The organism is Terribacillus sp. 7520-G (genome assembly GCF_002271665.1).
Taxonomy (GTDB): domain Bacteria; phylum Bacillota; class Bacilli; order Bacillales; family Amphibacillaceae; genus Terribacillus.
In genome coordinates this window covers 1-14,575 of record NZ_NQFP01000036.1, presented here as the reverse complement: position 1 = coordinate 14,575, position 14,575 = coordinate 1, and the positions used below count along the sequence as shown (strand labels likewise).

General features: G+C 47.9%; 14 protein-coding genes and 1 other annotated feature. All 14 genes read right to left on the bottom strand.

Annotated features, from left to right (window positions below; all coding sequences use genetic code 11):
• Positions 1-2 precede the first annotated feature (2 nt).
• The 14 genes from rlmB to CHH53_RS12770 all read right to left on the bottom strand — a co-directional run bounded on the left by rlmB (position 3) and on the right by CHH53_RS12770 (position 14,331).
• Positions 3-746, bottom strand: coding sequence for a 23S rRNA (guanosine(2251)-2'-O)-methyltransferase RlmB (rlmB, locus tag CHH53_RS12835; protein ID WP_095216541.1), 744 nt, complete (start codon positions 744-746; stop codon positions 3-5).
• Positions 736-1,140 (bottom strand): Mini-ribonuclease 3, encoded by a 405-nt coding sequence (locus CHH53_RS12830; RefSeq protein ID WP_095216540.1) that lies wholly within the window; start codon positions 1,138-1,140, stop codon positions 736-738. The genes rlmB and CHH53_RS12830 overlap by 11 nt, the downstream gene beginning before the upstream one ends.
• A 3-nt stretch (positions 1,141-1,143) precedes the next feature.
• Positions 1,144-2,544, bottom strand: coding sequence for a cysteine--tRNA ligase (cysS, locus tag CHH53_RS12825; protein WP_095216539.1), 1,401 nt, complete (start codon positions 2,542-2,544; stop codon positions 1,144-1,146).
• The gene (gene cysE, locus CHH53_RS12820; protein ID WP_255374713.1) at positions 2,525-3,247 is read right to left on the bottom strand and encodes a serine O-acetyltransferase; all 723 of its coding nucleotides are present in this window, start codon (positions 3,245-3,247) and stop codon (positions 2,525-2,527) included. Before cysE ends, cysS begins: the two co-directional genes overlap by 20 nt.
• 2 nt (positions 3,248-3,249) lie before the next feature.
• Positions 3,250-3,468: a binding site (T-box leader), on the bottom strand.
• 43 nt (positions 3,469-3,511) lie between these two features.
• Positions 3,512-4,981 (bottom strand): glutamate--tRNA ligase, encoded by a 1,470-nt coding sequence (gltX, locus tag CHH53_RS12815; protein ID WP_095216537.1) that lies wholly within the window; start codon positions 4,979-4,981, stop codon positions 3,512-3,514.
• A gap of 24 nt (positions 4,982-5,005) precedes the next feature.
• Positions 5,006-5,482 carry a 2-C-methyl-D-erythritol 2,4-cyclodiphosphate synthase gene (gene ispF, locus CHH53_RS12810; RefSeq protein WP_095216536.1) on the bottom strand — a complete coding sequence of 159 codons (477 nt, stop codon included), beginning with the start codon at positions 5,480-5,482 and terminating at the stop codon, positions 5,006-5,008.
• A 14-nt stretch (positions 5,483-5,496) separates the two neighbouring features.
• On the bottom strand, positions 5,497-6,174 hold the full coding sequence (gene ispD, locus CHH53_RS12805) for a 2-C-methyl-D-erythritol 4-phosphate cytidylyltransferase (protein WP_095216535.1): 678 nt from the start codon (positions 6,172-6,174) through the stop codon (positions 5,497-5,499).
• A 94-nt stretch (positions 6,175-6,268) separates the two neighbouring features.
• Positions 6,269-7,378, bottom strand: coding sequence for a PIN/TRAM domain-containing protein (locus CHH53_RS12800; protein ID WP_095216534.1), 1,110 nt, complete (start codon positions 7,376-7,378; stop codon positions 6,269-6,271).
• A gap of 173 nt (positions 7,379-7,551) precedes the next feature.
• Positions 7,552-8,925 (bottom strand): DNA repair protein RadA, encoded by a 1,374-nt coding sequence (gene radA, locus CHH53_RS12795; RefSeq protein WP_095216533.1) that lies wholly within the window; start codon positions 8,923-8,925, stop codon positions 7,552-7,554.
• Positions 8,926-9,064: 139 nt separating this feature from the next.
• Positions 9,065-11,494, bottom strand: coding sequence for an ATP-dependent protease ATP-binding subunit ClpC (gene clpC / locus CHH53_RS12790; RefSeq protein WP_095216532.1), 2,430 nt, complete (start codon positions 11,492-11,494; stop codon positions 9,065-9,067).
• A gap of 20 nt (positions 11,495-11,514) precedes the next feature.
• Positions 11,515-12,582, bottom strand: a complete 1,068-nt coding sequence (mcsB, locus tag CHH53_RS12785) for a protein-arginine kinase McsB (RefSeq protein WP_095216531.1) — start codon at positions 12,580-12,582, stop codon at positions 11,515-11,517.
• Positions 12,582-13,118: a protein-arginine kinase activator protein McsA gene (gene mcsA / locus CHH53_RS12780; RefSeq protein ID WP_095216530.1), complete on the bottom strand. Its 537-nt coding sequence runs from the start codon at positions 13,116-13,118 to the stop codon at positions 12,582-12,584. Before mcsA ends, mcsB begins: the two co-directional genes overlap by 1 nt.
• Before the next feature lie 20 nt (positions 13,119-13,138).
• The gene (locus CHH53_RS12775) at positions 13,139-13,600 is read right to left on the bottom strand and encodes a CtsR family transcriptional regulator (protein WP_095216529.1); all 462 of its coding nucleotides are present in this window, start codon (positions 13,598-13,600) and stop codon (positions 13,139-13,141) included.
• 128 nt (positions 13,601-13,728) lie between these two features.
• On the bottom strand, positions 13,729-14,331 hold the full coding sequence (locus CHH53_RS12770) for an MgtC/SapB family protein (protein WP_369819889.1): 603 nt from the start codon (positions 14,329-14,331) through the stop codon (positions 13,729-13,731).
• Between the last annotated feature and the right edge of the window lie 244 nt (positions 14,332-14,575).

The window sequence follows — 14,575 nt, the reverse complement described above, 5'->3', positions numbered from 1 at the left end:
ATTTATTCCCCTAGCGGATGACGCTGACGGTTTACCTCATACATGAGGAGACTAGCCGCGACACTGGCATTGAGCGAAGTGACTTTACCTTGCATAGGCAGCGAAACTGTCCAATCACACTTCTCACGGACAAGTCTGCTGATACCTTTTCCTTCATTTCCGATGACAAGGGCGATCGCTCCGACTGCATCTAGACGGCGATAATCGATCGCACCCTCTGCCGCAGTACCAGCAATCCATACATTCCGTTCCTTAAGCTGATCGATCGTCTTGGCCAAATTCGTTACACGCGCCACCGGGATATATTCGATTGCACCAGCGGATGTCTTCGCTACAGTGGCTGTCAGACTGACCGAACGACGCTTCGGAATGATCACACCATGTGCTCCGACCGCATCTGCCGTCCTAAGGATCGAACCAAGATTATGCGGATCCTCCATTTCATCCAGAATAATGAAGAATGGCTCCTCTTCCCGTTCCTCCGCCACACGGAATAAATCATCCACTGTGCTGTATTCATAAGCTGCAACCGAAGCAACGATCCCTTGATGATTCCCCTCGATCAATTGATCCAATTTTCGTTTCGGCACTTTTTGCACGATAGTGCCGTTTGCTTTTGCAAGCTCCTGTATCGACTGCCATGTCTTTGGCTGCAAATGCTCCGAAACCATGATTTTATTGATCGATCTTCCTGATCGCAATGCTTCGGTGACAGGGTTCTTGCCGATTATCCATTCATCTGCCATGCTGTTGACTCCTTTCTTCCACATGTGTGATAGCTGCTTGTATAAGGGCCTCAAGGCGATCTGTATTTTCCAGCAGATAGTGATACCCAATCAGCGCTTCAAAGCCTGTACTGTATCTGTAAGTCTGTACGTCTGTATTTTTCGGCACGGTACCAGACTTGGCATTACGTCCCCTCCGTACGACAGCCTGCTCTTCCTCCGACAGCATGTCCTGCTCGAGCCAATCCCGGATCACCTTCGCTTGCGATTTGGCAGAAACGAAGGTGACAGCTGCATGATGCAGCTGATTCGGTTTGACCTCCCCTTTTTGCAGTAAATGCCGGCGGACATAGATCTCATAAACAGCGTCCCCCATATAGGCGAGCGCCAGACTCTTCATTTGTTTGACATTCATGCATTATCCTCTTTTCCAGCGCGTCCCCTGCGGTGTATCCTCCAGGATGATATTTTTCTCCTTGAGCAGATCCCGGATCCGATCCGCTTCCTGGAAGTCACGGTTCTTACGCGCCTCTACCCGCTGAGCCAGCAAGTCTTCGATCTCATCATCCAATAATTCCGTTTCTGCAGCAAAAGTGACACCAAGTACTCCGCCAAGGTCTTCGAATGCTTTTGTGAAGGCTTCGATGACTTGTTCGGATGTTTGTTCCTGCTGCAAGTAGACATTCGCTTCTTTAGCCAGATCGAATAATACAGAAACTGCGTTGGCTGTATTGAAATCGTCATCCATCTCTTCTTCGAAACGAGCCCTGAGCTCTTGGATCGTCTCCATCACACCGTCGGCATTGCCATCCTGGTTTGTGCTCGCAGCTTTTCGATGCTGCAGGTTCTCATAGGCATTCTTGATTCGTGCCAAACCTGTCTTGGCACTTTCCAGTAATTCATCCGTGAAATTGATCGGATTGCGGTAATGTACGCTCAGCATGAAGAAGCGCAATACTTGCGGATCATGTTTCTTGATCAAGTCATGCGCAAGGATGAAGTTGCCCAGGGACTTGGACATTTTCTCATTATCGATATTGATGTGACCGTTATGCATCCAATAATTCGCAAATGACTTCCCATTGAGTGCCTCTGATTGAGCTATCTCATTTTCATGGTGCGGGAAAGTAAGATCCGTTCCGCCTGCATGGATATCGATTGTGTCACCAAGGTGCTTTTTCACCATCGCCGAGCATTCGATATGCCAGCCGGGACGCCCTTTGCCCCATGGTGTATCCCAGGAAATCTCGCCTGGCTTTGCATTTTTCCATAGTGCGAAATCAAGGGGATCATCCTTCTGTTCCCCGATGCGGATACGAGCACCGGAACGTAATTCATCAATGGATTGATGGGACAATTTCCCATAACCGTCAAATGAACGTGTACGGAAATAGACATCTCCTTCGGATACATACGCGTAGCCTTTATCGATCAGCCCTTGCACGAAATCGATGATCTCTTCCATGCTCTCCGTGACACGCGGATGAAGGGCCCCTTCTTTTACTCCAAGGGCGGATGTGTCTTCTTTGTAAGCTTGGATGAATTTCTCTGCTACCGCATAGACATCTTCGCCCATTTCTTTTGCGGCGTTTATGATTTTGTCATCGACATCCGTGAAGTTCATGACATACTTGACTTCATAGCCGCGGTATTCCAGATAACGCCGGACCGTATCGAATACGATTGGCGGTCTTGCATTACCGATATGGATGTAATTGTAAACAGTAGGTCCGCAGACATACATGCTTACTTTTCCTTCTTCAATCGGAACGAATGGTTCCTTTTTCCGGCTCAATGTATTATAAATTTTTACCGACATGCTGCTTCTCTCCTTTGGCAGCGGCTAATTCCTGCTGCAGTGCTTTTATTTCCTCGTCCATTTCTCTTAGTTTCTCCGCAACCGGATCCGGCAAATCCTGATGATTCAGATCTCTCCTGATACGTTCACCATCTTTGATGACGACGCGTCCCGGAATGCCGACAACCGTGGAACAATCCGGAACATCATGCAAGACAACAGACCCCGCGCCTACCTTCGAATTGGCACCTATCGTAATGGAACCTAACACTTTGGCTCCTGTTGCAATAAGTGCATTATCTTTGACCGTCGGATGCCGTTTGCCTTTTTCCTTCCCTGTGCCCCCTAATGTCACACCCTGAAAAATCGTTACATTGTCGCCGATCTCACACGTCTCCCCAATGACGACACCCATGCCATGATCGATGAAGAAACGTCTGCCGATCTTGGCTCCTGGATGTATCTCGATGCCAGTGAAGAAACGGCTCACTTGTGAAACAACGCGGGCAAGGAAATAGAATTTATGCTTATACAATTGGTGTGCAACTCGATGTGCCCAAATGGCATGCAAGCCGGAATACGTAAGGATAACTTCCAGATATGAGCGAGCAGCTGGATCCTGGTCGAAAACAACCATGACATCCTCTTTCAGCATCTTGAAAAATCCCATTTTGCCCTTCCTTTCCGCTTCTATCGTTTCACGAAAAAAAACGTCCCTGTACATATGACAGAGACGCTTTTCGCGCGGTTCCACTCTATTTGGGCGAGCCCACAGGCTTCCCCAGCTTCACTCTGATAACGGTGAGAACCGCTTTTACCTACTGATAGTTCGGCAAAAGACTCCGAGGTGCATTTCAGCAAAAGCTCTCCAAAGCCGCTCGCAGCGTATGCGGCTCTCTCTGGATGGAAAGGCAGATGCCTACTTCTCCTCTTCTACGTTCAAATGTGTAGTATTACTATATTATATTTCAGACAAAAAGTGAATATTTTACTTTGACAGCTGCTCGATTGCTGCACGAAGGCGATTCTGTACCACAGTCTCACCAAGCAAGTGGATGGAATTCGGCAGCTCCGGACCATGCGTGACACCTGTTGTCGCTACACGGATAGGCATGAATAGCTTTTTGCCTTTTTGTCCGGTCTGTTTCTGAGTCGCTTTGATAGCACCTTTGATTGCATCCGGCTCGAATGCTTCCAATGATGCAAGCTGCTCGGAAAATGCCTTCAGGACATCCGGTACTTGCTCCTCACCAAGCACAGCCATGGCTTCTTCATCATAAGAAATATCTTCCTGGAAGAATAGTTCTGTCAGCTCGACAATCTCCGCACCATAATTCAGCTGGTCTTTGTAAAGTGCAATAAGTTCTGCTGCCCAGTCGCGGCGGGAGTCTTCCATGTTCTCAGGCAGCTTGCCAGCTTGAATCAAATGCGGCAATGTCAATTTCTCGATGCGATCTGCATCCTCCGACTTGATATACTGATTATTCATCCATTTCAGCTTCTGCGGATCAAAGATGGCAGCAGAAGTGGATAGACGGTTCGGATCAAAAATCTTGATGATTTCATCTTTGGAGAAGATCTCTTCTTCCCCGACTGGTGACCAGCCTAACAAGCTGATGAAATTGAACATTGCTTCCGGCAGATAACCTAGGTTCTTATATTGCTCGATGAATTGCAGGATATGCTCATCACGCTTGGAGAGCTTCTTGCGGTTTTCGTTCAGGATCAACGTCATGTGACCGAATTGAGGCGGCTCCCAGCCGAATGCTTCATAGATCATCAGCTGCTTCGGTGTGTTGGAAATATGTTCTTCCCCTCGAAGGATATGTGTAATCTCCATCAAATGGTCATCGATTGCCACAGCGAAGTTGTATGTCGGGATACCATTTTTCTTCACGATGACCCAATCACCGAAGTCACTGGATTCGAAGCTGATCTCATTGCGGACGATATCATTGAACTTGTATGTTTTATTCTCCGGCACGCGGAAACGGATGCTCGGCTGTCTGCCTTCCGCTTCGAACTTTGCCTGCTGTTCCGGTGTCAGATCACGGTGTGCACCAGAATACTTAGGAACTTGGCCCTTCGCCTTCTGCTCCTCACGCTCTTTCTCCAATTCCTCTTCCGTCACGTAGCATTTATAAGCAAGGCCGCGATCCAGCAATTCATCAACATATTTTTGGTATATATCAAGACGCTCCAATTGACGGTACGGTCCGTACTCACCGCCGATGTCGGCACCTTCATCCCATTTGATACCAAGCCATTTCAAATAGCTGAACTGGCTTTCCTCGCCGCCTTCCACATTACGCTTCTGGTCTGTATCCTCTGTGCGGACAATGAATTTACCGTCATGATGACGGGCGAATAAATAGTTGAATAATGCAGTTCGTGCGTTTCCAATATGCAAATGTCCAGTCGGACTTGGCGCATAGCGCACACGTACAGGTTTTGACATATGATTAACTCCCTTTCGATTATGTTAGGCTTGCTGTAAAAGGACGACTGCTTGGGCAGCGATTCCTTCCTTCCGGCCAGTGAAGCCGAGCTGTTCCGTTGTAGTTGCTTTCACATTGATCTGACCTGGATCGGCTTCAAGCATCCCTGCTATATTTTCTCGGATCTGATCGATATATGGTGCCATTTTCGGCGCTTGCGCGATGACTGTGCAATCCAAGTTCCCTAGTTTGTATCCTTGCTCTTTTACAAGCTGCCAAACATGCCGCAGCAATACTTCTGAATCCGCATCCTTGAAAGCAGGATCGGTATCCGGGAAATGCTTGCCGATATCCCCTAGTGCCAGGGCACCGAGACAGGCATCCGCAACTGTATGTAACAGTACATCCGCATCTGAATGCCCCAGCAGCCCAAGTTCATGAGGAATCGTGATTCCGCCGATGATACAAGGTCTGCCCTCCGCAAATGCATGTACATCAAATCCTTGTCCAATTCGAAACATAATGTGACCTCGCTTTATTTGCCATTTAAAAATGCTTCCGCTTTGTATAGATCCTCTGGTGTCGTGAGCTTCATATTATCGTAGCTGCCTTCCACGATGAAAACATCGTGGTCGGTCCGCTCGACCAATGACGCATCATCTGTGCCAAGCATTCCGTCCACCTTTGCCGATACATGAGCATCGTAGATAAGCTGATAATCAAAAGCCTGCGGTGTCTGGGCAGCCCACAAAAGCCCCCTGTCCATCGTTTCCAGACGATTGCCCCGGCGCAGCTTGATTGTGTCGGTGACAGGCACCGCCAGGATTGCAGCACGGTGCTGCTGACAGGCTTCAGCCAGGGCATGAAGCCTGTCGATCGTAACAAACGGCCGTGCGCCATCGTGTATGAATACCATACCGGACTTCTTAGGCAAGGCCTCCAGCCCCATCAGGACACTCTCCTGCCGCTCGCTTCCGCCTTCTGTCAGATTGATTGGTGTCGACCATTCTTGAACGGCCAGCAGCTGAAGCATCAATTCGCGATCAGCCTTGCTTACAACAAGCGTGATGGATGCACACCAAGGATCCTTGTCGAAAACTGTCAGCGTATGGACAATGAGCGGCTTCTGTCCAATTGTGAGGAATTGCTTATTGCGGCCGGCCTGCATCCGTTTCCCTTGCCCGGCAGCTAACACGATAGCTTGATAATACATCTATATTTACCGCCTTATTTTATGTCGAATCCAAACAAAAGCGATAACATCCCAATGTTATCACTTTTGTCTACTTCTATTATGTTATACTTATTCACAATGCTTTTTCAAGTAATTTAGGCTTTGCAAAGATCATTCGGCCGGCAGAAGTTTGCAAGACACTTGTAATAAGCACTTCGATCGTCTTGCCGATATAATTCTTCCCTTCCTCGACAACGATCATCGTACCGTCATCCAAGTAAGCCACGCCTTGATTATGCTCTTTCCCGTCCTTGATCACCTGGACAGTCAATTCCTCACCCGGAATGACGACCGGCTTCACCGCATTTGCCAAATCATTGATATTCAGCACCGGTACATTCTGGAATTCACAAACTTTATTCAAATTGAAATCATTCGTCACGACAATGCCATCGATGACCTTTGCCAATTTTACCAGCTTGGAATCCACTTCCGGAATATCTTCAAAATCACCTTCGTAAAATTCCACTTTCACACCTGGCATATCCTTTTGGATGCGGTTCAGGACATCCAGGCCGCGACGGCCGCGATTTCGCTTCAATGCATCAGATGAGTCAGCGATATGCTGGAGCTCGTTCAATACGAATTGCGGAATGACGATCGTGCCCTCAAGGAAATTCGTTTCGCAAATATCGGCGATTCGTCCATCGATGATGACACTTGTATCCAGCAGTTTCGATTTTGGCTGGATAGCCTGGACCTTCTCTTCTGCGGCTTCTTGTTCATCCGCTGCTTTCTTTTTGTCCTTTTTCGCCAGTGTCATCATATTCAGGAATTCATCCCGGCGCTTGAAGCCGACCTGAAAACCGATGTACCCAAGGAAAATTGTCACGAACAGCGGCAGCACTTCCGATACAAGCACAAAACCGATACCGCGGATCGGGATTGTGATCAAATACGCAACGACCAATCCGATGATGAGCCCGATGCTTCCAAAGAACAAGTCAGCAGCAGGGGTCTTGACCAGTGAGTCCTCCACCCAATGGATGAAGCCGACAATATAATCGACCACCCAGAACAGTAATAAGAATAATAGAATAGCTCCGCCAATCAACCCGACAATCGGGGAATCGAGCCAACCAATGTTGGTAAGGTTCACTAGATCCATCAATTTGGGGATGTAGAGAAACCCGATCATACCGCCTGCAACGATAATGAATAATTGCACGATTCGTTTTAACATTACTGTCACCTCCTAACAGAAAGTATTACCTGAAACAAAATATATTAGACGTAAAAATAAATAATTGCAGTTTTACCGTAGCACGTTTTATGAACCCAGTCAATTTAGGAAATATTACATAGTAGCATAGATTTAGAGAAAATGTCAAAAAATATTACTATTTTAAGGAGAGGTCAATCCTCTCCCAACACAATCCGGAGTGCTTCACTTACGGAGTTGACCCCAACGACTTTGATACTTGCTGGTACTGTCCAGCCATCCAGGTTCTTCTTCGGTACGATTGCTCGCTTGAAGCCGAGCTTGGCCGCTTCCTGGACACGCTGTTCTATACGCGATACGCGTCTCACTTCCCCAGTCAAACCCACCTCACCGATCAAGACATCATCCGGTTTGGTCGGCTTGTCCTTGAAGCTGGATGCGATGCTTGCAGCCACCGCGAGATCGATGGCAGGCTCGTCCAAGCGCATACCGCCCGCAATCTTGACATATGCATCCTGGTTCTGCAGCATAAGCCCGACCCGCTTCTCCAGCACCGCCATCAGCAGCGGTACCCGGTTATGATCTGTACCGGTAGCCATACGCCGCGGATTCCCGAAGCTAGTAGGGGAGATGAGTGCCTGAATCTCGACCAGGACCGGCCGTGTTCCTTCCATCGATGCCACGACTGTCGATCCTGCTGCGCCTTGTGACCTTTCTTCCAGGAAGATTTCGGACGGATTCGTCACTTCCCTCAATCCTTCTTCCTTCATCTCGAAGATACCCATTTCATTTGTACTTCCAAACCTGTTCTTCACACTCCGCAGTATCCGGAATGTATGATGACGTTCCCCTTCAAAATAAAGTACGGCATCCACCATATGCTCCAGCAGCCTCGGACCGGCAATTGCGCCTTCTTTCGTCACATGACCGACGAGGAAAATCGGAATGCCATTCGTTTTGGCAACCCGCATCAGCTCACTTGTACATTCCCTCACCTGCGAAACACTTCCAGGCGCGCTGGTGACTTCTTCCCGATAAACGGTCTGGATGGAGTCGACAACAACGAATGCCGGCTTCACATCCTCTATATGCCGCGTGATGTCCTGCAGATTGGTCTCCGATAAAACATAGAGCTGATCAGCTTTTACACCAAGACGATCGGCCCTCAGTTTCGTCTGCCGTGCCGATTCCTCTCCTGAGATATACAAAACAGGTAATTCCTTTTCGGCCAGCTGTGCACTGACTTGCAATAGCAAGGTGGATTTACCGATACCAGGGTCGCCGCCGATAAGCACAAGCGATCCTGCAACGATGCCGCCGCCAAGCACCCTATTGAATTCAGGGAGATTCGTCGTCACCCGCGGCTCCTTTTCGGAGTGGATGGCCGTAATCGATTGCGGCTTTGCAGCTGTCGTCGTATTTGAATGACGGAAGGCACCGCTGCCAGCCGGTGAAACCACTTCCTCCGTGAAGGTATTCCAATTATTGCAGCTCGGGCATTTGCCCATCCATTTCGCAGATTCATATCCGCATTCCTGACAAACATACTTTGTCTTTCTCTTTGCCAAACTTATCAAATCCTTCTTCATCATTTTATACGATAATTACGGCATAAAAGTTACAGAAATATATCAAATAAAATCATTATTATAGAAAATATTACACAAATAAATAGCAAAAAGGGAGGCGTAAACACCTCCCTATTCATTATTTGCCCGTAACGATATACTTACCATCTTTATCAACATCTATATTCACTTGTTGACCTTTGCGGATATTCTCGCGCAGAAGCTCTTCCGATAATAAATCTTCGATATTCTTCTGGATTGCACGGCGCAGCGGACGCGCACCATATTCCGGATCGAAGCCTTCATCGGCAATCTTCTCAATCACAGCATCTGTCAGCGTAAACTCGATATCCTGCTGTGCAAGACGCTTCTTAAGCTGATCTGCCATCAATGTAACGATATCCTTCATGTGTTTCTTCTCCAGAGGATGGAACACAATCGTTTCATCGATACGGTTCAAGAACTCAGGACGGAATGCTTTCTTCAGTTCCTCTGTCACTTTCGCCTTCATATCCTTGAAGTTCTGATCTTCGCTATCCAATGTGAAACCTAGTGATTTGCTCCGTTTCAGCTCACTTGCTCCGACGTTGGAAGTCATGATCAGGATCGTATTGCGGAAATCGACCAGACGACCTTTGGAATCGGTCAGGCGTCCGTCCTCTAACACTTGAAGCAAGATGTTGAAGACCTCTGGATGTGCTTTTTCCACCTCATCAAGCAAGACGACGGAATATGGCTTGCGACGAACTTTCTCCGTGAGCTGTCCGCCCTCTTCATATCCTACATATCCTGGAGGAGAGCCGACTAGGCGTGCTGTGGAATGGCGCTCCATGTATTCGGACATATCGATACGGATCATCGCATCTTCGTCACCGAACATGGAATCAGCCAATGCACGTGCCAGTTCCGTTTTTCCGACTCCTGTCGGTCCAAGGAAGATGAAGGAACCAATCGGACGTTTTGGATCCTTGAGACCTGCACGCGCCCGGCGAATTGCTTTGGAGATTGCGACAACCGCTTCTTCTTGACCGATGACGCGGTCATGCAATGTCTGCTCCATATTGAGCAAGCGTTCGGATTCATCCTTTGTCAGCTTGGCAACCGGCACTCCAGTCCAGATGGAAACAACGGAAGCGATGTCTTCCACAGTGACTTCACTGCTTTCCTGACCTTGTTTCTCTTTCCACTGGTCCTTCGTCTGATCCAGCTGATCACGCAGGCGCTGCTCTGTATCACGCAAGGAAGCCGCTTTTTCGAATTCCTGGCTTTGTACGGCTGCATCTTTCTCTTTGCGAACTTCCTCCAGCTTCTGCTCGAGCTCTTTCAAGTTTGGCGGAGCAGTGTAAGAGCGAAGACGTACTTTGGAAGCCGCCTCATCAATCAAGTCGATCGCTTTATCCGGAAGGAAACGATCCGTAATGTAACGATCGGAGAATTCCGCTGCTGCACGAATCGCATCGTCGGTGATGGTTACACGGTGATGGGCTTCATAGCGATCACGCAAGCCAGTGAGGATCTGAATCGATTCCTCCACGGATGGTTCATCGACTTGTATCGGCTGGAAGCGGCGTTCCAATGCTGCATCTTTCTCGATATACTTGCGGTACTCATCCAAAGTGGTAGCACCGATGCACTGCAGCTCCCCGCGTGCCAAGGATGGTTTCAGGATATTGGAAGCGTCGATTGCCCCTTCCGCTCCGCCCGCACCGATAAGTGTATGCAGTTCATCAATGAAGAGGATGATATTCCCTGCTTGGCGGATCTCCTCCATCACTTTTTTCAAACGATCCTCGAATTCCCCGCGGTATTTCGTACCCGCCACGACTGTACCCATATCAAGCGTCATGACACGTTTATCCCGCAGGATCTCCGGAATTTCATTATTGATGATCTGCTGCGCCAGACCTTCAGCAACTGCCGTTTTACCTACACCCGGCTCCCCGATCAAGACAGGATTATTTTTCGTACGGCGGCTAAGGACTTGAATGACACGCTCGATCTCTTTTTCACGGCCGATGACCGGATCGATATTGCCTTCTTTGGCAATGGCCGTAAGATCGCGCGCCAAGGAGTCAAGCGTCGGCGTATTTGCCCTGGCAGACTGACTGCCGCGCTGTTTCCCTGCAGAGGACTCATTACTGCCAAGAAGCTGAAGCACTTGCTGACGCGCTTTGTTCAAGCTGACACCGAGATTATTCAGCACACGTGCCGCAACACCTTCTCCTTCGCGAATCAATCCGAGAAGGATATGCTCAGTACCCACGTAAGAATGACCAAGCTTTCTCGCTTCGTCCAAGGAAAGCTCGATCACTTTCTTCGCGCGCGGTGTGTAATAAGGTGTACCAGTGATTTTCTGGCCGCGCCCGATCAGCTGCTCGACCTCTTCCTGAATGCGTTCTGTTTCCAATCCCAGTGTCGTCAGAGCTTTGGCAGCGATTCCTTCGCCTTCGCTCACCAGGCCCAATAGAATGTGTTCTGTTCCAATATTATTATGTCCAAGCCGCACTGCCTCTTCTTGGGCAAGTGCAAGGACCTTTTGCGCTCTTTCCGTGAAGCGTCCAAACATCATAGGAATTCCTCCTCGATCAGTCAGTTATTTTCCAAATGCATCCGCTCCCTGATAAGGGAGGCACGTAATACATCTCGTTCTCTGCCAGATAGGCTCCTTCTCGCATAATGCTGAAGGAAGCCCGGCTGTATCAATACCATTAATTCATTAAGTATAGATTGAGGCATATCTTCTATATACCCAAGATCGATGCCTAACCTAACATCGGATAAACAGGTTGCAGCTTCCTTGGATTCAATGATACGGCTGTACCGCAACGTACCATAAGAACGGAAGATCCGATCCTCCAGCTGGATGCTCAGCTCCTCTGTCAGCGTATGCCGAGCTTGCCTTTCCTGCTCGATCAACTGGCTGACTACGCTTTCCAGATCCTCGACAATATCCTGTTCGGATTTTCCCAGGGTGATCTGGTTGGATATCTGATAGATATTGCCCTGAGCCTCACTGCCTTCTCCGTAAATGCCGCGAACGACAAGTCCGAGCTGGTTGATTGCCGGTGTCAGCCGGTTCATCTGATGCGTCATGGTCAAAGCAGGCAGATGCATCATCACAGAAGCCCGGAGCCCCGTCCCTACATTCGTCGGACAGGTAGTCAGATAACCCCTTTCCTCATCGAAAGCATATGTTATCTTCTGTTCAAGCCAATCATCCACTTCAAATGCCTCCTGCAGTGCCTTTTGCAGCTGGAAGCCTGGCAAATAAAGCTGGATCCGCAGGTGATCCTCCTCATTTACCATGATAGAGACTTGTTCGCTTTCGCTTAGCAAAACTCCTGCTTCCTCTGCGTGTTCTGCCAAATGAGGGCTGATCAAATGTTTCTCGACAAATACTTTTTTCTCGATCGGTGATAAATCGGCAATCCGGATGAATTGCATCTTTCCGCGATCCTGGAATGCGGCATCCTGATAGCTGTCTTGGAAGAAATTAAGTACATCGTCCAAATCCTCTGCCTTGGCAATTAAGGGGAAAGTTCGATTCTCAAAGTTCCTGGCTAACCGAATACGGCTGCTCATGACTATATCGCAATCCGGTCCATTTTCTTTCATCCACGGGCTGATTGCATCACTCATGAAATTCTCAAGTGACATTAGCTCTCACCCTCTTCCCGGCCATCCTGCTCCAAAGAACGTATCTTATCGCGGAGCTCCGCTGCTTTTTCAAATTCCTCCGCTTGAATATATTGCTGCATGGATTCCCGATATGCAGCGATTTTTCGTTTCTTTTCGATACCGCTGCCCATCCTCTTTGGTATCTTGCCTTCGTGTTTGGTATTGCCGCTGTGTACCCGACGGAAGATAGGGTTCAGATTATCCTCGAATGTTTCATAACAGGATGCACAACCGAATTTCCCCAATCGGGTAAACTCATGATAGGTGAGTCCGCACTTCGGACAAGCAAGTGCTGCCGGTGCTTGAGAGAAGTGTTTATGTCCTTGGACAGTCGATGGATTCATATGGAATAGACCAGATAATAAGTTATGCAGGGAATACCCTTCTTGGCCGTAGGAGACATATCCGTTTTCCTTGGCACATTGCTCGCATACATGCATTTCCGTCTTCTGCCCATTGACGACATTCGTCAAATGTAATGTAGCTGGCCTTATATGACATTCTTGACATTCCATCTTGATGCCTCCTTATCTGACTAGTACTTGATAGCAGTCAGCATTGAAACCAGGATACGTGACCTGACCTCATCGCGAAGCGGAAGAGGGAAGGCTAGTGTATCTCGGCTGGTTGCCCTAAGCATGATTTTCGCTTCCCGTTCTGTCAGGATATTCTCTTCTGCCAGGCGTTCGATCACGTTATTGGCAGTCTGCTGTGAAACTCGCGGCTGCACCATTTCGATCACGTCGTCTATCAAACTTGCTTCCGTATGATGCTTTACCCGAATTATACGAATATAACCGCCGCCGCCACGCTTGCTTTCAACCAGATATCCCTTTTCGACGGTGAATCTCGTTTTGATGACGTAGTTGATTTGGGAGGGCACGCACTGAAAACGATTGGCTACTTCGCTTCGCTTTATCTCCACTTCCTGCGTATCCGTTGACTGAAGGATCTGCTTAAGATATGCCTCGATTATGTCAGATATATTATTACTCACACAAGTTTCCTCCCTTCTTTTGACTTTGACTATCTTTGACTATATTATATACATTTTGCAGGAGGAATGCAAAGCACTTCTTCTTTAGCATAGCCCCCAAAAACAGAAAAAAACCCTTAAAAAGGGTTTTAACTTTTCACCGTACTGACCGATTTGATATTGGTTAGATCAGTCAGTTCCTCGAAGAGCTCCATTTCATTTATAGCCTGACGTGTTTCCAACTCAACATGCAGCATCCTGCTATCATGGTGATACTTTTTCATTTTCATGTTTGTCAATGCCAGATGATGGCGCTCGAGTATTTCCATGATGGGAGCCACACTATCTTCCCTGCCCAGTTCAATATCGAGAAGGTATGCTTTCTGCTTTTTACTGGACAAAAACAGTTTCTCGAAATTATTCAGGAATATGAGAATGGATAGAATGATGATGGTTGTGAATACAGCCTCCATATACATTCCTGCCCCTATCACAAGACCGAGGCCTGCTACGGTCCAGACAGATGCGGCTGTCGTGAGACCCCGGACAGTAGTTCCATTGACCAGGATCGTCCCCGCTCCCAGGAACCCGATCCCGCTGATGACATAAGAAGGTATACGTGCAGGATCGAATTGCACATAGTCATGCTCTTCGCTGAATTCCGTAAAGCCATATAAAGATAAAATCATCATAAGACAAGATCCCACGCCTACAAGGATGTGAGTCCTTAAACCAGCGTGATGATTACCCATCCCACGCTCCATCCCGATAGCACCTGAAAGGAATATCGCAATTATTATTTTAATCATTACCGTTAAAAATTGATCGTTAAAGTATTGCTCCATCCATGCTTCCCTTCTTTCTCTTAGCAGTATATGAATATTCTCGTCTCAATATGAAGTGAAATATTTACATTCCCTAATCGACAGAAGTATAAAGCAAAACATAAAAAATCTCCTGATAAGTTATGATTAACTTATCAGGAGATTTCATCTT